The sequence below is a fragment of the Microbacterium sp. zg-B96 genome (assembly GCF_030246865.1).
Lineage (GTDB): Bacteria > Actinomycetota > Actinomycetes > Actinomycetales > Microbacteriaceae > Microbacterium.
Map to the genome: position 1 here is coordinate 2,699,906 of NZ_CP126738.1, position 21,066 is coordinate 2,720,971.

General features: G+C 72.1%; 22 protein-coding genes. 3 read left to right on the forward strand and 19 right to left on the reverse strand.

What is annotated here, in order from left to right:
• The 8 genes from QNO11_RS12790 to QNO11_RS12825 are packed head-to-tail and all read right to left on the reverse strand — an operon-like array spanning position 1 to position 8,329.
• Entirely contained in the window at positions 1 to 1,389 is a 1,389-nt protein-coding gene (locus QNO11_RS12790; protein ID WP_257507907.1) for an AMP-binding protein, read from the reverse strand.
• Positions 1,382 to 1,990 (reverse strand): phosphohydrolase, encoded by a 609-nt coding sequence (locus QNO11_RS12795; RefSeq protein ID WP_257507906.1) that lies wholly within the window; start codon positions 1,988 to 1,990, stop codon positions 1,382 to 1,384. Before QNO11_RS12795 ends, QNO11_RS12790 begins: the two co-directional genes overlap by 8 nt.
• On the reverse strand, positions 1,983 to 3,848 hold the full coding sequence (locus QNO11_RS12800; RefSeq protein ID WP_257507905.1) for a VWA domain-containing protein: 1,866 nt from the start codon (positions 3,846 to 3,848) through the stop codon (positions 1,983 to 1,985). Before QNO11_RS12800 ends, QNO11_RS12795 begins: the two co-directional genes overlap by 8 nt.
• Positions 3,845 to 4,501, reverse strand: coding sequence for a potassium transporter Kef (locus QNO11_RS12805; RefSeq protein ID WP_257507904.1), 657 nt, complete (start codon positions 4,499 to 4,501; stop codon positions 3,845 to 3,847). Before QNO11_RS12805 ends, QNO11_RS12800 begins: the two co-directional genes overlap by 4 nt.
• Positions 4,498 to 6,069 (reverse strand): AAA family ATPase, encoded by a 1,572-nt coding sequence (locus tag QNO11_RS12810; RefSeq protein WP_257507903.1) that lies wholly within the window; start codon positions 6,067 to 6,069, stop codon positions 4,498 to 4,500. Before QNO11_RS12810 ends, QNO11_RS12805 begins: the two co-directional genes overlap by 4 nt.
• Before the next feature lie 9 nt (positions 6,070 to 6,078).
• Complete coding sequence (locus QNO11_RS12815) at positions 6,079 to 7,149, reverse strand: AAA family ATPase (protein WP_257507902.1); 1,071 nt, start codon at positions 7,147 to 7,149, stop codon at positions 6,079 to 6,081.
• The gene (pnuC, locus tag QNO11_RS12820) at positions 7,142 to 7,759 is read right to left on the reverse strand and encodes a nicotinamide riboside transporter PnuC (protein ID WP_257507901.1); all 618 of its coding nucleotides are present in this window, start codon (positions 7,757 to 7,759) and stop codon (positions 7,142 to 7,144) included. The genes QNO11_RS12815 and pnuC overlap by 8 nt, the downstream gene beginning before the upstream one ends.
• 9 nt (positions 7,760 to 7,768) lie before the next feature.
• On the reverse strand, positions 7,769 to 8,329 hold the full coding sequence (locus QNO11_RS12825) for a DUF402 domain-containing protein (protein ID WP_257507900.1): 561 nt from the start codon (positions 8,327 to 8,329) through the stop codon (positions 7,769 to 7,771).
• A 29-nt stretch (positions 8,330 to 8,358) separates the two neighbouring features.
• Between QNO11_RS12825 and QNO11_RS12830 the strand changes: the two genes are divergently transcribed.
• Entirely contained in the window at positions 8,359 to 9,612 is a 1,254-nt protein-coding gene (locus tag QNO11_RS12830; protein ID WP_306817182.1) for an isochorismate synthase, read from the forward strand.
• Between the two features lie 184 nt (positions 9,613 to 9,796).
• Here QNO11_RS12830 and QNO11_RS12835 read toward each other — a convergent pair whose 3' ends face one another.
• The 3 genes from QNO11_RS12835 to QNO11_RS12845 are packed head-to-tail and all read right to left on the reverse strand — an operon-like array spanning position 9,797 to position 12,854.
• Positions 9,797 to 10,660, reverse strand: a complete 864-nt coding sequence (locus QNO11_RS12835) for a polyphosphate kinase 2 family protein (RefSeq protein ID WP_257507898.1) — start codon at positions 10,658 to 10,660, stop codon at positions 9,797 to 9,799.
• 50 nt (positions 10,661 to 10,710) lie between these two features.
• On the reverse strand, positions 10,711 to 12,495 hold the full coding sequence (gene menD / locus QNO11_RS12840; RefSeq protein ID WP_257507897.1) for a 2-succinyl-5-enolpyruvyl-6-hydroxy-3-cyclohexene-1-carboxylic-acid synthase: 1,785 nt from the start codon (positions 12,493 to 12,495) through the stop codon (positions 10,711 to 10,713).
• The gene (locus QNO11_RS12845; RefSeq protein WP_257507896.1) at positions 12,492 to 12,854 is read right to left on the reverse strand and encodes a PLD nuclease N-terminal domain-containing protein; all 363 of its coding nucleotides are present in this window, start codon (positions 12,852 to 12,854) and stop codon (positions 12,492 to 12,494) included. Before QNO11_RS12845 ends, menD begins: the two co-directional genes overlap by 4 nt.
• Before the next feature lie 85 nt (positions 12,855 to 12,939).
• On the opposite strand from QNO11_RS12845, the gene QNO11_RS12850 reads away from it, so the two are divergent.
• A complete protein-coding gene (locus tag QNO11_RS12850) occupies positions 12,940 to 13,227 on the forward strand; it encodes a DUF4229 domain-containing protein (protein WP_257507895.1) in 288 nt (95 codons plus the stop codon).
• Position 13,228: 1 nt separating this feature from the next.
• Here QNO11_RS12850 and QNO11_RS12855 read toward each other — a convergent pair whose 3' ends face one another.
• Genes QNO11_RS12855 through QNO11_RS12885 form a run of 7 tightly spaced genes read right to left on the reverse strand, consistent with a single transcriptional unit; the run spans position 13,229 to position 19,428 of the window.
• Positions 13,229 to 14,206 (reverse strand): 1,4-dihydroxy-2-naphthoate polyprenyltransferase, encoded by a 978-nt coding sequence (locus QNO11_RS12855; protein WP_257507894.1) that lies wholly within the window; start codon positions 14,204 to 14,206, stop codon positions 13,229 to 13,231.
• Positions 14,207 to 14,228: 22 nt separating this feature from the next.
• Positions 14,229 to 15,386, reverse strand: coding sequence for an AMP-binding protein (locus QNO11_RS12860; RefSeq protein WP_257507893.1), 1,158 nt, complete (start codon positions 15,384 to 15,386; stop codon positions 14,229 to 14,231).
• A gap of 7 nt (positions 15,387 to 15,393) precedes the next feature.
• Positions 15,394 to 16,293: a 1,4-dihydroxy-2-naphthoyl-CoA synthase gene (locus tag QNO11_RS12865; protein ID WP_257507892.1), complete on the reverse strand. Its 900-nt coding sequence runs from the start codon at positions 16,291 to 16,293 to the stop codon at positions 15,394 to 15,396.
• Between the two features lie 40 nt (positions 16,294 to 16,333).
• A complete protein-coding gene (locus QNO11_RS12870; protein ID WP_257507891.1) occupies positions 16,334 to 17,131 on the reverse strand; it encodes an LLM class F420-dependent oxidoreductase in 798 nt (265 codons plus the stop codon).
• 5 nt (positions 17,132 to 17,136) lie between these two features.
• Entirely contained in the window at positions 17,137 to 18,093 is a 957-nt protein-coding gene (locus tag QNO11_RS12875; protein ID WP_257507890.1) for a hypothetical protein, read from the reverse strand.
• A 29-nt stretch (positions 18,094 to 18,122) separates the two neighbouring features.
• On the reverse strand, positions 18,123 to 19,091 hold the full coding sequence (locus tag QNO11_RS12880; protein ID WP_257507889.1) for a permease prefix domain 1-containing protein: 969 nt from the start codon (positions 19,089 to 19,091) through the stop codon (positions 18,123 to 18,125).
• Between the two features lies 1 nt (position 19,092).
• Positions 19,093 to 19,428: a PadR family transcriptional regulator gene (locus QNO11_RS12885; protein ID WP_257507888.1), complete on the reverse strand. Its 336-nt coding sequence runs from the start codon at positions 19,426 to 19,428 to the stop codon at positions 19,093 to 19,095.
• A 77-nt stretch (positions 19,429 to 19,505) separates the two neighbouring features.
• Here QNO11_RS12885 and QNO11_RS12890 point away from each other — a divergent pair, with 77 nt between their 5' ends.
• Complete coding sequence (locus QNO11_RS12890) at positions 19,506 to 20,495, forward strand: o-succinylbenzoate synthase (protein ID WP_257507887.1); 990 nt, start codon at positions 19,506 to 19,508, stop codon at positions 20,493 to 20,495.
• Here QNO11_RS12890 and QNO11_RS12895 read toward each other — a convergent pair.
• A complete protein-coding gene (locus QNO11_RS12895) occupies positions 20,488 to 21,063 on the reverse strand; it encodes a TetR/AcrR family transcriptional regulator (protein ID WP_257507886.1) in 576 nt (191 codons plus the stop codon). The two genes, QNO11_RS12890 and QNO11_RS12895, sit on opposite strands and share 8 nt — an antisense overlap.
• Positions 21,064 to 21,066: the final 3 nt, after the last annotated feature.

Consider the following 21,066-nt stretch of genomic DNA (forward strand, 5'->3'; position numbering starts at 1 on the left):
CTATGGCGCGGGGCTGGCGGGGATGTCGAGGGGGAGGTCGACCGCGAGGCTCCGGTAGCGGCGGGGCTTGCCCTCGCCGAGGTCGGTGACCCGGTCGACCCGCTGCACCTCGACGGGCTGGTCCAACAGGGCGCCCAGCGCCCGCGCGATGAGGGTCTGGTCGCCGCCTGCGATGCGCGCGAGGACCCGCCCGTCGGCGTGCTGCGTCACGCTCCACCCCCGCGCGCCGTAGGTCTGCAGTTGCTGCGTCAGGTCGACGCACGCGATGCGGCGCCCGCCGCCACCCAGGAACACGGTGTGCTCGCGACCCTCCAGATCGGCGATGCCGACGCCGCCGCCGGGCAGCTGCACGAGCCTGCCGAAGTCGCCGGTGCGGTAGCGCACAAGCGGCAGCAGCGGGTTCTCGCCCGCCGTCACGGTGATCTCGCCCACCTCACCGTCGGCGACGGGCTGCCCGGCCTCGTCGAGCGTCTCGACGATCACGCGACGGTCCAGCACGCGGAACGGTCCATCATCGGTGCGCACCGCGATGGGGCGCGTCTCATGCAGGCCGTAGACGTCGAAGACGGGGCAGCCGAACGCGTCCTCGAGGTCGGCGCGCAGCGGCCTGGTCAGCGCCATCGCGCCCGAGAACAACGCCAGGGGGCGCACCGCTTGTCGCAGGTCGGCGGCGAGGAGTTCGGCGAGACTCGTGGGGTTGCCGGAGATCACCTGCGGGTCGGCGTCGGCGAGGAATCGGGAGCGATCGGATGCCGCGCCCCAAGCGCCCTCGGCGAGGTTCAGGCGTGCCATCGCGCGCTGTGCGAAGCCGCTGATGAGTGAGACGTAGGTGAAGGCCTGCCGCTGATGCACGACCGCGGCCAGCGCCAACCGTTCGCCGTCCGGATGCCACGCGACACCGGCGCCCTGCACGAGTGCGACCAGATGGTGGAAGCCGCGGGCGACCTCTTCGACGTCGTCGGGGATGTTGAGGGCTGCGCCCGTGGAGCCCGAGCTCGTGCCGTGCAGCAATCGGTCCAGGTCCGCGTCGAGCGGCACGAACGCGGCGATGTCGGCGGCCAGGTGCGCACGGCTGATCGGCGGGAAGTCGGCGACCGTGTTCAGCCCCACCATCCCGCGGTAGTGCAGGAGACGCCGCGCGGTGCGCAGGTGCGCGTCGAGCCACCCCTCGGTGGGCAGCGGTGCGCGCACCCGGTCGAGCATGTCGGGGGTGAGCCGGTCGCCGGTCTCATGCACCCACTCAGGCGCGGCCGGATGGGTGCGCCACCGGTGCAGCCGCGCCGCCCCCGCGGCATCCATTGTCGGCCAGCGTTCGGCGTCGGTGAGCACCGCGGCCCCGCCGGGGACGTACTCGGCCAGCGCGAGCGGATCGTCGGGCGGGTCACTCATGGCTGTACCGCGCCGCGGCCTCCTTGGCCCGGGCCGCGGCGAGGCGCCGCGCGATCTCGGCGCGATGCCGGTGGGCCTCGTACGCCTCGGCGAGCGCACTGTTGCGACGCAGCGAGTCCCGCGCGTCCAGCAGCGAGCGCGCCGTCGTGGAGTCCTCCCCCGCAGGGCGGTACCCGCACCACAGCAGGAAGGTGCGCACCGCCTCCTCGCGGCGTTCGTCGTCGGAGAGCCATTCGAGCGGATCGGCGACCGGGGCCAGGCGCAGCGCGAGCGCGTCGACGGCGAGCGAGCCGGTGCCGTCCGCCAGCGGCGGGTCGAAGGGCTCGACGATGGCCTCGCTGGCGAAGAGCCACAGGCCCAGTGCGGCGCCCAGCCGCACGCGGCGGTCGCCGGCGTGTGCGGCCGCGACCACGTCGCCGGCCCGCACGTCCCCGGCCAGGGCGGTGATCGAGACCTGGTCGTCCAGGAACGACCTGGGCACGCTCGACAGCCGCGCGGCGACGGCCGCGAGTGCGGGCCCGGGCCGCGTGGCGGCCCAGATCGCGTCGTCGGCGGGCGCCATGCCCGACCACACCGCGAGCAGTTCGTCGGCCTCAGCCATGCAGCACCTCCGCCAGTCGTGCGCACACCCGGGGCGCGTCGGCCATCAGTTCCAGATAGAGCACGTCGTAGCCCGCGGCCCGCGCGAGCGGCTCGACCCGCCGCGCCCGGGCAAGGACGACGAGGGTGGCCGTGGTCAGTTTCGTGCGGGTCCGCGCCGCCACGTCGGCGAACGGCTCGTTGCCGTCGCCGAACATCGACGTCAAGCCGTCATCGGAGAGCACCACGAGGTGGCGGCGCTCCTCGCTGCGCGGCGGCGCCAGCGGCGCGTAGCGCCGATCGAGCAGATCCAGGGGGAACGACGTGACGTGGCCGAAGTAGCAGGCCAGGTCTGCTGCAACCCGGGCGGCGTCCCAGGTGAACCTTTCGCTGCCGGCCACCTGCCCCGGGCCGGAGAAGCTCGCCACCCGCACCCGGCCGCCGCCCCGCAGCACCGACAGCGCCAGGATCGTCCCGGCCAGCACGGCCGGCGACCCGGCGTGGGGGTGGAGCATCGACCCTGAGGAGTCGATGTACAGATCGAGTTCGATGCTCCCCTCCTGCTTCTCAGGTTCATCGTCGAGGACCGAGCGGCGACGCGTCGTCACGCCCGGGATCACGACCGCGCCGGCCTGCAGCGTCGCCGGCCAGTCGAGGTCGGCGAGGTCGTCGCCCGTCTCCCACAGCTCGAGGGGTCCGGGCAGGCTCGCCGCGGGACGGGAGGACACTCGCTGGGTCATTGGTTTCACCCACGGCGCGGCCTGCGCCCGGTACCACGCCGCCACCACCGCAGCGGCATCCGATGTGGCGTACAGCTCGAGGGTGCGCGCCACATCCAGCCGCTGTCCGCGGCCCTGCCCTGTCGTCCCCGCGCCGTAGCCCGCCTCGTCGCTGTCGCGGCCGGACCGGTCCGGCACCGGTCCCTGCAAACGGCGGTCGGCCAGGATGCGGCCGAGTTCGCCCGCCGTCGCGGGGGCGTGATCGGCGGAACACCCACCGCCGGGCATGCGCCCACGCGCGGCAGCCCCGGCGGCCCCCGCGGCCCGCTCTTCGACGAGGTACGGCGCCACCAGCACGCCGAACCGCAGCGCACCCGTGACGGGGTCGCCGGCGAACGTGCGGACGATCCCGGCGAGCAGGTCGGCGTCGAGCACCGGGTGGGTCGTGATCGCCCCCGCCAACTCCTCGGCGACCCGCCGCGCCTCGCGCCGCGCCGCGCGCAGGGCCACCTCCTGTTCGCGCAGTCGCTCCGGGACCCGCTCCAGCGGCAGCTCGTCGACCGGCGCAGGCGCGGCGGGTCCCGGCGCCTCCGGCGGCTGCACCGGCACCAGCGCGCCGGCGGGGAGGTTCCACAGCAGCTCGTACGCCCGCAGGTACAGCCACCACAGCCGGCTCTGCGTTCCGGCGGATTCCCGGTACAGCTCGCGAGCAAGCCGCACGATGCCCGGCTCCGCGCCGTCCGCGTCGCGTCGCCGCTGCAGCAGCCCCACCCGGGTGTTCACCAGCAGATCGGTCCACAGGTTCGACAGCAGGGCGACATCGCCGTCGGCGATGGTCTCGGCCCCCGCCGCGACCAGCGCCCGCGCGAGCTGGTGGCGGATCTTCAGCGCGTCGATGCGGGTGCTCGGTGCCAGCACGTGGTGCCCCAGTTCGTGGGCGAACACACTCTCGAGCTCGGCCGCGCCGCCGAGGGCCTGCACCATGTCGGGGTCGACCGTGATGGCGGGAGGGAACGTGAACCACGCCGGCGCGCCCTGTTCGGCCCCGGCGCCGGGAAGCAGCTGCGCGTCGTGCATGTGCACGCCCCACAGGGCCAGCGCGCGTTCCCAGGCGCCGCGCGCCGCGGCATCCATCGGGACGCCGCCGTGCGGTGCGCTCACGCCGCGTCCTCCACGTGCACCCAGGCGAGGTACGTGTCGGGGAGGCAGACGATGGATGCCGCCTGGTCGGGGCCGCGCTCCTGCGGCTGCGCGTCCAGCGGCAGCAGGCGGGAGCCCCACACATCGGCATCCAGGCGCCACCACCGGTCGCCGGTGCGGATCGCGAACGCGCCGGGTTCGCCGAGCGGGTACCAGGCGTCGGCCGGCGCGACCCACGCTCCGCCGAGCCCGGCGAAGCCGCCGACGGCGCACACGTAGCCGTCCAGGGCGGCGCGGCCCGGCCACCAGAACCGGTCGGTCCGCTGCCGCTTCGCGAACTCAGCGAGGCCGGACATGTCCAGATCGAGCGCGGCGGCGGCGGCCCGGCGTGCGGCGTCGGAGGCGAGCGCGTCGATCCGGGCGAGCGCGTCCTGGCGGTAGGCCAGGGCACCCGCGCGCCACGCGGCGATGCCGGCGATCCCGGCGAGCAGGGCGGTGTCGTCCGGTCCGCCGGCGGCGCGCTGGGCGGCGGCCATCGCCCCGGTGAACCGGTCGGGGCGTCCGCCGGCGCGCTGCACGCTGCGCTTCGCGACGGCCCAGTCCAGGCCCGCGACCGGCTCGGGCTCGCCGATGGGACTCCCGCGGTCGGCGAGGTGCCCGGGCACTTGGATCACGCCTGCTGCTCCGCCCACCGCAGGTATGCGGTGTAGCGCTGGTGCAGGTACTTCAGCGCGGTGAGGTCGTCGAAGTCCCGGCCGTACAGCTTGCCGGTCGCGGCGATCGCACGCACGCGCGATTCGATCTCGGTCACCCGGCGCGACGCGTCCACCGCGCTGAGGCCGTCCAGACCGGCATCCAGCTGCGCGAGCAGGTCGCGCACCGGGTCGTCCTGGCCGCGGCCGAGCGCGTCGTACTGCCGGCAGGACTGCGCGAACAGGTCGGCGAGCCAGCTCATCACGTCGGTGGTCAGTTCCCGCTCGGCGCCGACGTCGAAGCGCGGATGCGTCGGGTTGGGCAGCAGCTTGCCGCGCAGCACGAACGGCAGCACCGCGGCGACGTCCTCGACACCCACGGCGCCTCGGCCGCGGAACCAGGCGACGGCCTTGGCGTAGACGATGAGCGTCTGCAGCGCCCGGACGGACAGCCCATTGATCGACTGCGCGCCGAGATCGACGGCCAGATCGGCACCCGAGTTCGCTTCGATCGCCTCAGGGACGCGGCCGCCGGCGGTGGTGACGGTGTCCTTCGTGCGGTACTCGAAGCGCCGGCCGCCTGCTTGCACGAACTCGAAGTGACTGAGGAAGAACTCCAGGCGCCGGCGCACTTCGGGCGGCACCGGCACCGCGCGGATGGCCGCGCGCATGTGCGCCTGCTCGTCACCGGTGAACACGAGCTCCTCCGGCACGTGCTCCTCGGGCTTCTCCCCCGCCTCCACCCGGGCGACCAGCTCGTCGAAGAACCGGCTGTTGAAGCTCGCGGCCTGCACCGTGACATCCATGCGGTCGCGCAGCGCCTGGATGACGGGGAACGTACCGCCGCCGCCGTCGTCGTTCGCGGTGAAGAACCAGCTCTCCACCCCCGACGCCGGCGCGGTGCGGTGCAGCTGGTCGTGGCTTTCGACGTACCCCTCGGCGACCATCGTGAGCAGCGCCGACTGGGTCTTCGTGGGGATGCGGTTGTACTCGTCGATGATCTTCACCGGCCGCGTCAGCCATTCGCGCCACGCGATGCCGATGTCGGTCATGCGGCCGGCGTTGATGAGGTCACGTGGCAACGGGATGCCGACGAGGTCGCTGATCGTCAGCTGCGGCTGGCCCTGCTGCACGCCGCGGCGCACGTCCTCGGCCGACGACCCGGCGATCACTCCCATGAGCACCGCGAGGGTCGTCTTGCCCCGGCCCGGTCCGCCCACGAGCAGGCACTTGCCGCCGACGGCGAAGGTCAGCAGAGGAAGCAGCACGTTCGAGGAGAAGGATGCCTCGGTCGGCAGCGTCAGCTCCGCCCCGGCGTCGCCGAGCGGGAAGGTGACGGGGGCGCCGGTGGAGAACTCCACGTCGTAGTAGGGCGAGATGACGGCCCGGTTGACGATCCAGTAGTAGGTGCGACGCAGCTTCTCATCCAGCGGGACGGGAGAATCGGCATCCGCTCCCCGGAACAGATCGTCCGCGGTGAGCTGCAGCACGCCACCGGACGCCAACGGGGTCGTGGGCGACTCGGAGACCTTGTGCCAGCGATCCAACATCGCGCCAGCCTAACGGGCGCCCAGTCGCTGCAACGCGAGCTGCTCCGCCAGCGGCCGGCCCTCCAGCGGCGCGGCGAACGACAGCGCCCGGGCCACGGCGTCGTGCACCGCCGGCAGCGCCGCCTGCACCCGGGTGGCCACATCGCCGCGCACTTCGAGCCACGGCACGGGCTGGTCCTCGAGCACGGCGCGGAACCTCTCCTGCATGCGGGAGCGGATGTGCTCGCCGTCGCGGGTGCCGTCCTGGACGAATGGGATCTCGTCGCCGGTGAGCAGATACAGCGCCGGCCGGTGCTCGGCTGCGCGGTCATGGATGCGGGCCGCGCGCTGCCCGACGTAGCGCTCGTGCCACAGCGCGGTGGCCAGCACATCGGTGTCGCACACCAGCACCGGGGCGGGCGTCTGCCGCAGCGCGGCATCCTCGAGCGCGACCTGCCGGTCGACGATGACGTCGAATTCGTCGCTGCGCCACGGTGCGGTGAGCCCGCCCGCGCGGGTGATCGAGTGCTCGCGGCCGTACTCGGGCACCCAGTGGGTGCCGAGCTCTGCGGCGAGCGCGGCGGCCAGCGTCGTGGAGCCGGTCGATTCGGCGCCGAGCACGACGATGCGCGACGTGAGGCTCGCGCGCACCGCGGGGGCCAGTTCGTGCCAGTGCGCGGCGGGGTCGGCACGCACCGCGGTGCCGGAGACGGGGGTCATCACCCGGCCGGGGTCGACCTGCACCCACGTGGCATCCAGGCGCCGGGCGAGCTCCTCGCCGTACGCATCGGAGGTGAACACCGCGTCGACGGGGCGCTCCAGCGCACCGGCGATGATCGCGGTGTGCGCGTCCCAGGCCGTGTCGGAGCCGAAGTCGACGGGGGTGTCGTCGACGAAGGCGACCACGTGCACGGTGGGGTGCTCTTCACGGATCCACCGTTCCCGGGTGGCGACCGTGATCGACTCCACCGACGCGCCGATCACCTGAACCGTGACCCGGTCGCAGGCGCGCGCCGCGGCGCGGATGAGGTGCGAGTGGCCCGCGTGCAGCGGGTAGAACTTCCCGATGACCAGGCCGTGACGAAACCGTGGTTCAGGCACGGGCGGCGACCGCGTGCGGTTCGGGGTCCGTGGCCGGCGTCTCGCCCTGCACGCGCCGCCACGACCGCCACCCGAAGATGCACAGCGCGACGAACAGCACATACAGCGCCGCCACGATCCACAGCCCCGTGACGATGGACAGTGCGACGAAGGCGATGTCCACGCCGATCCACACGAACCAGTTCTCCAGCCACTTGCGGTTGAGCATGTACTGCGCCACGAGGCTCGCCGAGGTCGTGGCGGCGTCGGCGAGGGCGACCTGCGAGTCGGTGAACGTCGACAGCACCCAGGTCAGCACGGCGGCGAGAGCCACGCCTGCGACCACGAGCCACACAATCGCGCGGCGGGGCGTGCGCGCGATGTAGTGGCGATCATGCTCGACCCGGCGGGTCCAGCGGAACCAGCCGTGGATGCCCAGCGCCAGATACACCACCTGCAGGGCAGCCGAGGCGTAGAGACCGGCGGGCAGGAACACGGCGAGGAACACGAGGTTGTTCGCGATGCCGAGCGGGTACGTCCACACGTTCCGCAGTGCGGACAGCAGCACGCACGCCGCGCCGGTGGCGAACCCGAGGATCTGCATCCACTCGGCGAGAATCCATTCGATCACCGGACGAGCCTACGGAATCGGCGGCTCCCCACCTGCCGCGAGGCGGTCGAGCCAGTGCTGGGCGGTCGTCTCGTCGAACGGCGCCTCACGGTTGCGCACCCGCGTCTCGAGGTCGACGGCGACCCGCTCGAGGCGATCGACGATGTCCAGCGGATAGCCGTAGGCCACTCGGTGCTCGTCCCACTCGTCGCGGTCCTCGATGTAGACGTCGGCGCCCACCCGCTGCACGACATCGAGATCCATGTCGATACCGCCGGGTTCGCCGTCGATCCACGTCACATCCCACGCGAGGTCGATGTAGATGTGAGTGCGGTGCGGTGGCGCGTTCGTCGTGAACACCCAATCACCGTCGGGCGGGATGAGGGTGACGTTGGGCTGCGGCGCCGGGATGTCGCGGCCGGGGCGCACGCTGCGATCCCCCACCCGCTGACCGACCCAGTCACCCCAGCGGTCACTGCCGAGATACACGCACTCGTGCACCCAATGCGCCCCACCGTCCCACTTTCGCCAGCGGAACAGCAGCGGGGTGCCGGGGGCAGGACGGGCGGATACCGCGGAGATCGCGTTCACCCTGGCGAGTCTAGGCTTGAGGGGTGACTTTGACCCCTCCCCGCCTCGTCGTCCAGACACGGGAGATCGACCACATCGAGGATCTGCTCCCCTTCACCTCCCCTTCCGACCCGACCGCGTGGATCCGACGCGGCGACGGCATGGTCGGGTACGGGGACGCGTATTCATTCACGTACGGCGGCCCCGACGGGCACGCGTCGCTCGCGGAGGCGTGGCAGCAGTTGGCCGCCGCTGCGGTGATCGACGACCCGCTGCAGCTGCCCGGCACCGGGCTCGTGGCATTCGGCGCGCTCACGTTCGATCCCCGCTCCGCACGGCAGAGCGTGCTGACCGTCCCGCACATCGTGGTCGGCCGCCGCGGCGGCCGGTCGTGGGTCACCACGATCGGGCCCGAAGGCGGCACCCCGGCGGAACCCGTCGAAACGCCCTATGGCGTGCACTGGTCGGGCACCGTCGGACCCGGGGCGCAATCACCGGACGGCTACATGACCGCCGTGCGCGCGGGGCTCGACGCGATCGCCGCCGGCGAGGTGGAGAAGGTCGTGCTGGCCCGCGACCTGCGCGGCACGGTGCCCATCGGCTCCGACCTGCGCCGGCTCGCGCGCGCGCTGGCATCCGAATACCCCGACACGTGGATGTTCGCCGTCGACGGCCTCATCGGCGCGAGCCCCGAGACCCTCGTCACCGTCCACGGCGGCACCGTCACGGCCCGCGTGCTGGCCGGAACCACGCCGCGTGGCGCGGATGCCGATTCCGACACCGCCGCGGCGGCCGCGCTGGCATCCAGCACGAAGGACATCGACGAGCACGAGTACGCGGTGCAGAGCGTGCTGGCTTCGCTTCGCCCCCACACCCGCGCGCTCGTGGCCAGCGAGGCGCCGTTCACGCTGAAGCTGCCGAACGTGTGGCACCTCGCCACCGACGTCGAGGGGGAACTGGGCGGAGTGGCATCCGCTCTGGATCTCGTCGCCGCGCTGCACCCGACCGCCGCCGTCGCCGGCACGCCGACGGCTGCCGCGATCGAAGTGATCCACCGCCTCGAGCCGTTCGATCGTGGCCGCTACGCCGGTCCCGTCGGGTGGATCGACTCCCGCGGCGACGGGGAATGGGCCATCGCGCTGCGCTGCGCCCAGTTCGACCCGCACATCGTGCCCGCCGGCGGCTCCGATGACATCCCGGTCACCGCGTATGCCGGCGCCGGGATCGTCGCCGACAGCGACCCGGAGACGGAGCTCATCGAGACCCGGGTGAAGTTCCGTCCGATCGTGGACGCGCTGGCCTAGCCCGCCGCGCGCGTTCAGTCGTCGCAAACGTCCCCGCCCCGCGCGCCGGACGGGCCCATCGCGACCACCGAACGCACGGGGTCGCGCGCCGCGCGCGCTGGGTCGTCGCGAACGTCCCCGCCGACGCGCGCGCGAGGGCCGGATGCGACGACCGAACCGGGCCGCCGCCGGCGCACGCGACGCGTCAGGTCGCCGCGAGCCGCGCCTTCTCGGCCTCGACGTCGAACGTCGCCGCAGGCCACTGCGGGTCGATGCGCTCCAGCGCCTCCAGCAGCAGGTGCTGCACCGCGAGCCGCGCGTACCACTTGCGGTTCGCCGGCACGACGTGCCACGGGGCGTGGTCGGTCGAGGTCCGGTCAAACACGGTCTGGTACGCGTCCATGTACTGCGGCCAGAGCTTGCGCTCGTCCACGTCGCCGGTGTTGTACTTCCAGTGCTTCTCCGGCCGGTCCAGGCGCTGCATGAGCCGTTTCTTCTGCTCGTCCGGCGAGATGTGCAGCATGACCTTCACGATGTGGGTGCCGGTCTCGACCAGGCCCTGCTCGAAGTCGTTGATGGCGCCGTATCGGCGCTCGATCTCCGCCGCCGGCGCGAGCTGGCGCACCTTGCCGATCAGCACGTCTTCATAGTGCGACCGGTCGAAGACCGCGATGTACCCTGCCTCGGGCACGTGCTCGTCGATGCGCCACAGGAAGTCGTGGGCGAGTTCTTCGGGCGTGGGCTTCTTGAACGCCTTGAGGTGGATGCCCTGCGGGTCGGTCGCCCCGATGACGTGCCGCACGATGCCGCCCTTGCCGGCGGAGTCCATCGCCTGCAGCACCAGCAGCAGCGAGGGCTTGGTCGGGTCTTCCCGGCTCTGCGCGAACAGCCGCTCCTGCAGCTCGTCGAACTCCTCTGCCCCCGCCTCGAGGTCCTGCGCGGCGTTGCTGCGGTCGCTGCCGTAACCGGGCGTGGCGCCCGGGTCGACGTCGGCGAGCCGAAAGCCCGCGCCCACCCGCAGCAGTTCGGCCACGTCGCCGTTCCAGTGCTTCTGACTTCTCGCTGTCATGCAGTCATCATGGCGGATGCCGCGTGCGGCGGCATCCGTGCGCGTGCGATTCAGCGCGGCAGCGGCACTTCGATGATCTGGCGTCCGCCGACCGGAGCGGTGAGCGCCTGGTCGAGCGCGGCGCGCGTGGTCACCCGCTGGTACTCCCACCCGTAGGCGGTGGCCAGCTGCTCCAGCCGCACCGTCTGCGGCGTGTACAGCACCCGGTCCATAGCTTCGGTCGAGGCCACCGCGGCGACCTCCAGGCTGTCGAAGATCGTGCCCCCGCCGTCGTTGCCGACGATCACCTGGATGCGCGGCTCGGCCTCACCCGGCGGCAGCAGCAGCGCCCCGACGTCGTGCAGGAAGGCGAGGTCGCCGAGCAGCAGGCGCGTGACGCCGGCTCCTCCCCCGCTCTGCGAAGCGGCGGCGATGCCGAACGCGGTCGCGATCGTGCCGTCGATACCGGCAAGACCCCGGTTGGCATGCACCGGCACCTTCTTGCCGCCCAGCACCGCGTCGGCCACGCGCACCAGGCGCGATGAGCCGAACATCAGCCGATCGTGCGGCCAGGTGGCCCGCCACACCGCGTCGACGAGCGACTCCCGGTCCAGCGGCGCGCGGATGGCCTGCATTTCGGCGGCGATCGCCCCCAGGCGCTGCGCCGGTTCGGCCGATGCCAGTGCGTCGGCGTCCGGGGCGGGCGGGGTGAGGTCGACAGAGGCCTCACGCGACGCGCGCATCCACTGGCCGAGCCATTCCCGGTCGGGTTCGGCCGCGGCGACGCCGATCGCGCCGACCGCGGTCGTCGCACCGTTGAGGTTGAGGGGCTCGCCGGGGCCTCGTACGGCGAGCACCTCGACGTCGTCACGAGACAGGAGCGCGACCACTTCGCGGCTGAGGGTCGGGTGTCCGAAGACCACGGCGCGCTCCACGCGTCCACCCAGCTGCGGGTCGCGCAGCAAGGCGCGGTAGCCGTGCACCAGGTTGCGGCCGAAGCGGGCGCCGCTGACGATCTCGGCGATGAGCGGCCACGAGGCGCGGTGCGCGAGTTCTTCGGCAGCCGCTCCGGCGTCCGCACCGGCCACCACGACGGTGCGCCGTCCCGCCGGCAGCAGCAGCGGCTGGTCGTCGGCTTCGAGTGGCACGTCGGCCTGCCCGATGCCGCCGCCGCCCTGGTACAGCGCGCCGGATGCCTCATCGGTCGTGAGTTCTTCGACCGGCACGTCGTCGGCGTCCACGGCGACCGGCGCGGCGAGCAGCCATGAGGGCAGCACGCCGCCCAGCGGCTCCCGCGAGGGGAGGTTCAGGTGCACCGGTCCGCTCGGGCGGTTGCCCCAGCCGATCGCGGCGGCGAACGCCTCGTCTGCGACGCTGCGGAACATCGCGGACTGTTGCCCGGAGCCGTCGGCATCGGTCTGGTCCGGCACCGGAAGGTCGGCTTCCCACCGGGCGCACGCGGCGAACATGCCGGGCTGGCGGGTGGTCTGGTTCGCGCCGACGCCGCGCAGTTCCGGCGGCCGGTCGGCGGTCAGCAGCAGCAGCGGCACGCCGGCATGGTGGGCTTCGAGTGCGGCCGGCAGCAGGTTGGCCGCCGCCGTGCCGGAGGTGCAGATCACCGCGGCGGGTGCGCCGGACTCACGGCCGAGTCCCAGCGCGGTGAATCCCGCGACGCGTTCATCGATGCGCACGTGCAGCCGCACGAGCCCGCGGGTCTCCAATTCGGCTGCGACGAGGGCGAGAGCCTGCGAGCGGGAGCCCGGGCTGAGCACCAGGTGCCGCACGCCCAGCTCCACGAGCCGGCCCAGCAGCGACGCTGCGGCATCCGTTGCCGGTGCCTGTTCCCCCGCGCTCATGCGTCGGTGGGGCGCTGTGGCGGGTTGCCCGACCGGGGGTCGTCGTCTTCGGAGTCGAGCGCCTTGAGCTCTTCCTCGATGCGCCGGATGCGCTCGTCCTGGTCGCGGATCTCGCCGATGCGGCCGAGGAACTCGGGATCGTCATCGGGCGCTTTCACCCGCGGGATGGCCGATCGGCGGGTACGGCCGACGGCGAACCAGAGGATGCCGCCGAGCACCGGCAGCGCGATGACGATGAGGATCCACATCGGCTTGCTGACGCCGCGATGGCGGGACGGGTGCTGTACGGCGCAGTCGACGATGCTGTAGACCCAGAAGACTGCCAACAGCAGCGCAACGATGAGAAGGATACGCGCCACGCCTCCATCCTAGGCGCGCTCGGGCGGGCGGTGTCCTACCGTGACCGAACCGAAGCCGGATGCAGGCGACGCCTAGGATGGAAACGTGAACGCACGCTCCGCAATCGTCTACTCGGTGCTGCGACTGCTGGCATTCCTGGTGCCGTTCGGCCTCATGATGCTCTCGCCGGTACTGCGGGAGTACTACTGGCTCGCCGCCATCTTCGCCGCCCTCATCGGGCTGAGCCTGTCGCTGCTGTTCCTGCGGCGCCCCCTCGCCGACGTCACGTCGGGCCTGGCGGAGCGCCGCGCGCGCGGCAGCGCGGCGGAGAACGACGCCGATGCCGAGGATGCCGCCCGCGACGCGCTCGGCGACGACGCGGCATCCCGCTGACTCAGGCCGCGAACGCCCACAGCAGCAGCGCGCCGTAAGCGACCGACGTCAGCGACGTCACGCCCAGGGCGACGACCAGTTCGCGCGGAGCCCGGTACGTCCAGACGATCAGGATGGCCGCGGCGGCCGGGATGAGCGCGAGCAGCGTGAGCAGCGCGATCGGGTACAGCAGCGCGAGGTAGCCGGAGATCGCGAACGGCACCAGCAGGAACACCGTGAACAGCACCTGGGTGGCGCGCTTGCCGATGCGCACCGTCAGGGTGCGCTTGCCCGCGACGCGGTCCTGGTCGATGTCGCGCAGGTTGTTCGCCAGCAGCACGGCGCACGCCAGCAGCCCGGCGCCGACGGCGGCGAGCCAGGTCTCCTGCAGCACGGCGCCGGACTGCACGAATGCGGTGCCGGCCGTGGCGACGAGCCCGAAGAAGACGAAGACGAACACTTCGCCCAGGCCCGCGTAGCCGTAGGGGCGCTTTCCGCCGGTGTAGAACCAGGCCGCGACGATGCAGACGGCCCCCACCGCCAGCATCCACCAGTGCTGCGTGCGGATGACGATGGCCAGACCCGCGAGCGCGGCGAGCGCGAAGAACGACAGCGCCACGATCAGCACTGTGCGCGGCCTCACCTTGCGTGATGCCGTGAGGCGCGCCGGCCCCACCCGGTGGTCGTCAGTGCCGCGGATGCCGTCGCTGTAGTCGTTCGCGTAGTTCACGCCGATCTGCAGCGACACCGCCACCACGAGGCACGCCAGGGCGATCACCCAGTGGAACGCCCGGTCGACCAGCAGCGCGCCGCCGGTGCCGATGAGCACCGGCGTGACCGCCAGCGGGAGCGTGCGCAGCCGGGCTGCGCCGATCCAGTCCCGCAGCGTCGCCTTCGACACGTGAGCGGGGTCCCCGGAGACCTGCGGCTTCTGCGGGTTGCCGCGAGGCTTGCGAGCGGATGCCGGTTTGTTGCGCTTCTTGCGCGTAGGTGCTGCCACGAGCAGTCAGTTTAGGCGGCAGTCAGGACGTCAGGTCGCGCACGGCCCGGCGGATCGCCTCCCGGTCGGGTTTGCCGCTGGCAAGCGTGGCGATCTCGTCCACCAGAACGAGCCGCGTCGGCCGGGCGTGGGGTCCGATGACCGCGGCGACCGCGTCGCGGGCCGAGTCCAGCTTGTCCGCTTCGCTGCGGCGCAGCGCCTCGCCCCGGGTGGCCACGACCACCGACGCCTCTCCCCACCGCTCGTCGGGTACCGCGACGACGACGGCGGACGACAGTCCCGGGATGCCACGGACGATCTGCTCCACGCGATCCAGTGACACGTTGATGCCGCCGCTGACGATGACGTTGTCAAGCCGGCCGCGCACCTGCAGCACACCCCCGGCGACGATGCCGGCGTCGCCGGTGCGGTACCACCGGGTCCCGTCGCTGTCGCGCGGGAAGGCGGCGGCCGTGCGGTCGGGGTCGTCGAGGTAGCCGTCGGCGAGGGTGGGCCCGGTGATCTGCACCTCCCCCTCGATCGTGCGCAGGCCCACCCCGTCCAGCGGGACGCCGTCGTAGACGCACCCGCCGCTGGTCTCGGTCGACCCGTAGGTGCGGACGATCCGCGCCCCCGCCGCCTGCGCGCGTTCGAGGGTGGCCGCCGGCAGCGCCTGGCCGCCGACCAGGATCGCCTCGAACGAGCGCAGCGCCGCGGTCACCACGGTCTCGTGCTCCGCGGCATCCAGCAGCTTCGACAGCTGCGCCGGGACGAGTGACGTGTACGTGGCGATGCGTTCGCCGTGATGGGTGGATGCCATGGTGAGAGAAGCTGCGGCGAACGCCTGCGGAGTGAACGCGCCCGACAGCAGCGCCGGCTCGCGACCGGAGACGATCGCCCGCACCAGCACCTGCAGCCCCGCGACGTAGGACGCCGGCAGGGCCAGCAGCCAGTCACCCTCACCGATGCGCGCGGTCGTGGCGATCGCGCTGGCCGTCAGCGCGTTGCGGCTGAGCACGACCGACTTGGGCACCCCGGTCGAACCGGACGTCGTCACCACGACCGCGGTGCCGGCCGGCACGGCACGCGGCGCGGGCTCCACCATGCCGAGCCCGAGCGCGGGTCCCGCGCCGTGAATGGCGGCCCGCAGGCACCGCAGCACTCCGCGCGGGTCTTCGCCTGCCACCGCCTCAAGTTTCATGTTCGCCTCAGTAGTGCCAGGGGTAGGGCGACCAGTCGGGATCGCGCTTCTCGAGGAAGGAGTCGCGTCCCTCGACTGCTTCATCGGTGCCGTAGGCCAGGCGGGTCGCTTCGCCGGCGAACACCTGCTGGCCGACCATCCCATCGTCGACGGCGTTGAACGCGAACTTCAGCATGCGGATCGCGGTGGGCGACTTGGTGAGGATGGTGCGCGCCATCGCGATCGCCTCGCGCTCGAGCTCGGCGTGCGGCACGACGCGGTTGACGGCGCCCATCTCATACGCGCGGTCGGCGGAGTACTCCTCGGCGAGGAAGAACACCTCGCGGGCGATCTTCTGCCCCACCTGCCGGGCCATATACGCCGAGCCGTAACCGGCGTCGAACGAGCCGACATCGGCATCCGTCTGCTTGAACCGGCCCTCTTCGCGGGACGCGATCGACAGGTCGCACACCACATGCAACGAGTGGCCGCCACCGGCCGCCCACCCCGGGATCACCGCGATGACCACCTTCGGCATGAACCGGATCAGCCGCTGCACCTCGAGGATGTGCAGTCGGCCGGAGCGCGCCGGGTCGGGCACCTGAGCCTGGTCGCCTTCGTACTTGTAGCCGTCGCGGCCGCGGATGCGCTGGTCCCCGCCGGAGCAGAACGCCCACCCGCCGTCTTTGGGGCTCGGACCGTTGCCGGTGAGCAGCACCACGCCGATGCGGGAGTCCTGCCGCGCGATGTCCAGCGCCTGATACAGCTCGTCGACGGTGTGGGGGCGGAAGGCGTTGCGCACTTCGGGCCTGTCGAACGCGATCCGCGCGATGCCCCCGTCCCGGGAGACGTGCGCGGTGATGTCGGTGTAGGCATCGGCGCCGGGCGCCGGCTGCCACATCGTCGGATCGAACAGCTCGGAGACCATGACTCCAGCCTATTCCGGCGGCAACGGCTGCCGCAGACGGTCAGGCGTTCTTGCCGTCACGCCAGCGCAGCCAGCGCTCGATGATCGAGTAATCCCAGTCGGGACCCTGGAACCCGAGCGTGAACAGGCGCACGCCGCTGCCGTACAGCGCGTCGGCGAAGTCCTCGTCGCGGTCCTTCAACTCGTTGGAGATGACCAGGCCACTCGTTTCGCGCTGCTCGGCCTCGGCCCACTTCTCGATCACGGACAGCTTGTGCGGCAGCTCGTCGGGCCCCACGAAGCTGTGCCATATGTCGGCGTGACGAGCGACCAGGCGCAGCGTCTTCTGCTCCCCCTTGCCGCCGATCATCACCGGGATGCGCCGGGTAGGGGCGGGATTGAGCTGAGCCCAGCGCTGCTCGATGCGCGCGAGCCCCTGCTCCAGGTCGCGCAGCCGGGACCCGGGGGTGCCGAACTCGTACCCGTACTCGTCGTAGTCGCGCTCGCACCAGCCGGCCCCGGTGCCGAAGATGAACCGTCCCGTGCCGCCCTTGGCCGAGATGTGGTCGAGGGTACGGGCCATGTCGGCCTGCAGGTCGGCGTTGCGGTAGCTGTTGCAGTTGACGAGGGTGCCGAATTCGACCCGCTCGGTCTGCTCGGCCCACGCACCGAGCATGGTCCAGGCCTCGAAGTGGAAGCCGTCGGGGTCGCCGGACAGCGGGAAGAAGTGGTCCCAGTTGAACAGGATGTCCACGCCCATCTCCTCGAGCCGCTGCACGGCCTCGCGGAAGGCGGGGTACGGGGCGTGCTGGGGCTGCAGCTGGATTCCGAGGCGCACGGGGGTGTCGAGGAGGGGCATGAGGATCAGTTTAGGACGGGCTTCAGCGCGCGCCGGAAGGCCGCGAAAGCGCTCCACCCCGTGATTGCGAGCGTGCCGACCACGACCAGCAGGGTGATCACCAGCTGGGCATCGTCGTCGATGTCGAGGTAGGCCACGAAGGCCGGATCGAACAGTCGACCGGTCACTGCGAGCCCCACGACGGGAGCAGCCCAGGCCAGCGCGAGTATCGCGACCGCCGTCGCGCTCCCTACTCCCCACCGGCCGGTCGCCCGCGCCCGCAGAGTGACGACGGCCCCGACGAGGACCAGCAGGATGCCGACGATCAGGCTCCCCGGCCACAGCGCGGCATCGAGCACCGATAGGTGTCCGGCATCGTCGATGGGCCAGGGGACGGTGACCGCCAGGAGCCCCACGATCGCGAAGACGACGGCGACGAGGTGAAGGGTCATCTCGACCGGGCCCAGCCGGGTGCCGGCATCCATTTCTCCGCGCGGTAGGTGGTCGACGGTCCACGTCCCGACGGGCTCACCCGTCCGCTCCAGCGCGGTGTAGACGATCGTCATGCCGGTGAAGATCACTGCCCCGACGCTGAGCGTGATGCCGATGGTCGGCCCGATGATCCCCCACGGCGACCTTTCCGCCAGGACCATGGCCACGACGACACCGAACGCCACCGGCGGCAGCGCGCTCCACAGCACGATCCGCAGGACGCGACGCCACGTCGGGTACCAGCGTGGGCCGATGAGATACAGCGGCCGGTCGGCGTATCCGGCGGCGAGCACGGCGGGGTCCCCCAGGCCGTTCAGCACGGCGACCTCGGCCGCCGCCGGCTCCTCCCCCTGCGCCACGCGGCCTTCGATCTGGTCGCGTATCGACGCGCGCAGCTCGGCGGCGTAGTCGACGCGCTCGGCGGGCCGTACCGCCGCGGTCGCGGCCGCAACGTAGCGGCCGGTGTAGTCGTCGCCTGTGATTGATCGCATGTCCGTGCCTTTCTGGCCAGTCGGGTGCCTCAGCGCGCGCGGCGCGCCTTCAGTGCGGCGTCGATGATGTCCCACGCGGCCACACCGACGATGACGATTCCCAGCGCGGCCGCCGAGATCGACGCGGCCTGATCCGACAGGGCAGGGAAGCCGCCGGGGAAGAACGCCGGATTGACCAGCATCCCGCCCCCGAGCAGGACGAGCGCAGGCACCGCGACCGCCAGCGCGACCCCCGCGTTCGCGACGACGAACGGCCACGTCCACCGCCCGCGCACGTACACGGCGACGGCCAAGGCCGCCTCCGCGGCGAGCAGCACGAGCAGCGCCGCGATCCCCCAGGGCCACAGCCGAGGGTCGAGCATCGGCATCCACTGATCCTGCAGGTACACCACTCCCCTGACCTGGTCCCAGATCACCGCGCCCGCGGCTATCGCGACGAAGACGAGCGAGGCGATGAGGTCGCCCAGACCCTGTCCGGCGGGGCGGACCTCGCGCAGCTGGTCGACGGTCCAGGCAGTGAACGGCGTGCTCTTGCCGCTGAGCGCGCGGTCGGCGATGGCGAAGGCGAGGGTCACCCAGAACGCCACGTGGATGCCGACGGACAGGGTGCCGCCGATGACGCCGCCGATCACCTCGCTGATCATCTCGACGGCCTCGCCGCCGGCGAGCACCGCTCCGACGGCGAAACCGATCGCGGCCAGTGGCAACACGATCCACAGCAGCAGCTTCAGCACCCGGAGCCAGTCCAGGTACAGGCGCGGACCGATCAGGTGCAGCGGGCGGTCGGTGTACCCGGCGGCGAGCCTCTCGGGGTCGCCGAGCTCGCTCAGCACGGCCCGCTCCGCGTCGGCGGGAGGTTGGCCCGATGCCGCACGGGCATCGACCTGGTCCTCGATCGAGGCGCGCAGTTCGGCGGCCAGATCGGGGCGCTGCTTCTCTGGGACGGAGCGCGTCGCTGCGTCGACGTAACGATCGGTGAAGGTGGACTGCACTGTCATGTCATTTCTCCTCGGGGAGGCCGGCGATCGCGTCGGCGATCGCGGTGAAGTCGTCGGTGAGGGCGCCGGCCAGGCGCTGCCCGGCCTCGCTCGTGCGATAGAACTTGCGGGGCCGGGCCTCGTCGGTGTTCCACTCGCTCGTGAGATGCCCCTGCTTCTCCAGGCGGCGCAGCAGCGGGTAGAGGGTGTTCGCGTCGGTGCCGAAGCCGCGACGGCTGAGCTCCTCGAGCAGCCCGTACCCGTACCCGGGCTCCTGCAGCAGCCGCAGGCACGCGAGCACGATCGTGCCGCGCCGCAGTTCCTGCAGGTGCGTATCGAGGGCTTCCGTCTCGCTCATGCCCCACACGTTACTGTGTCTCACACACTATTGTCCACCACAAGATGCAGCTGTCTCCGCACTGACAGGATGGGAGGGTGAACCCGCTCCCCGCACTGACCGAACTCCTCGACGGCGCCGTCGTGGTCGCCCTCCCACTGGCCACCCGCTTTCGCGGCGTGGACACCCGTGAGGCAGTGTTGCTGCGGGGGCCCGCGGGGTGGACCGAGTTCTCCCCGTTCACCGAATACGACGATGCCGAGGCGGCCACGTGGCTGGCCGGCGCGATCGACTTCGGCTGGCAGGAGTCCCCCGCGGCGGTGCGCGACCGGGTGCCGGTGAACGCCACCATGCCCGCCGTGGAGGCGGGCCGCGTGCCCGAGGTGCTGGCCCGATTCGACGGATGCCGCACCGTGAAGGTCAAGGTCGCCGAGCCAGGGCACTTGCTCGCCGACGACGTCGCCCGCGTGCGCGCCGTGCGGCAGGCGCTGGGGCCGGAGGGGCGCGTGCGGCTCGACGCCAACGGCGCCTGGAACGTCGATGAGGCCGAGCACGCCGTGCACGCCCTCGCCGAGTTCGATCTGGAATACATCGAGCAGCCGTGCGCGAGCGTGGCCGAGCTGGTCGAGCTGCGCGGTCGCATCCGCTACATGGGGATCCCGATCGCCGCCGACGAGAGCGTCCGCAAGGCATCCGACCCACTCGCCGTCGCCCGCGCCGGCGCCGCGGACATCGTGGTGGTCAAGGCCCAGCCACTGGGCGGCGTGCACCGTGCCCTGCAGATCGTGGCCGAGGCGGGGCTTCCCGCCGTCGTGTCCAGTGCACTGGAGACCTCGATCGGGCTCTCGATGGGCCTGGCGCTGGCCGCCGCGCTGCCCGACCTCGAGTTCGACTGCGGGCTGGGGACGGCCGCGCTGTTCACCGGCGACGTCATCGCCTCCCCGCTGGTCCCCCAGGGCGGCTGGCTGCCCGTCGGGCGAGTGCAGCCGGATGCCGACGCGCTGGCGACCCACGCGGCATCCGACGATCGCCGGGACTGGTGGCTGGATCGCGTCGCGCGCTGCCACGCCCTGCTGTCGGTCAGCTGAGCGGAGCGTCCACCAGCGCGTTCGCGAGGCGTTCCGCGCGTGCGTTGAGGAGCTCGCCCGCCTCGGCGGCGCTCAATCCCTGCAGCGCGGCGCGCACGCTGGTGTCGTCGGCGACCTCTATGAACAACCGGGCAGCTTCGTCCGCCGGCAGGCGCAACCGCAGGCCGTACGCGTCGACGAGCCCCGAGATGATCTGCGTGGTGCGCTCGACCATGCCGTCCTGCCAGGCGAGATACGCCTGGGCCATCTGCGGGTCACGCAGCGCCTGCGCGCGGATCTCGCTCACCAGCGCCGGATCCATGTCGCCGCCCAGCGACAGTCCCACGACCCGCCGGACGAGTTCGGTCGGCGCAGCAGGGACGTGGTGCGCCTCGAGCTCGCGCACCCGGCTTTCGACCTCTTCGAGCTTCGCCTCGGCGAGCCGGGCGATGAGTGCCAGGAACAGCTCGTCCTTCGACGCGAAGTTGGAGTAGAAGGCACCGCGGGTGAAGCCCGCGCGTTCACACACCGCCTCCACAGAGGCCCCGTCCAGCCCGATTTCGGCGAAGACCTCGAGTGCGGCATCCATGAG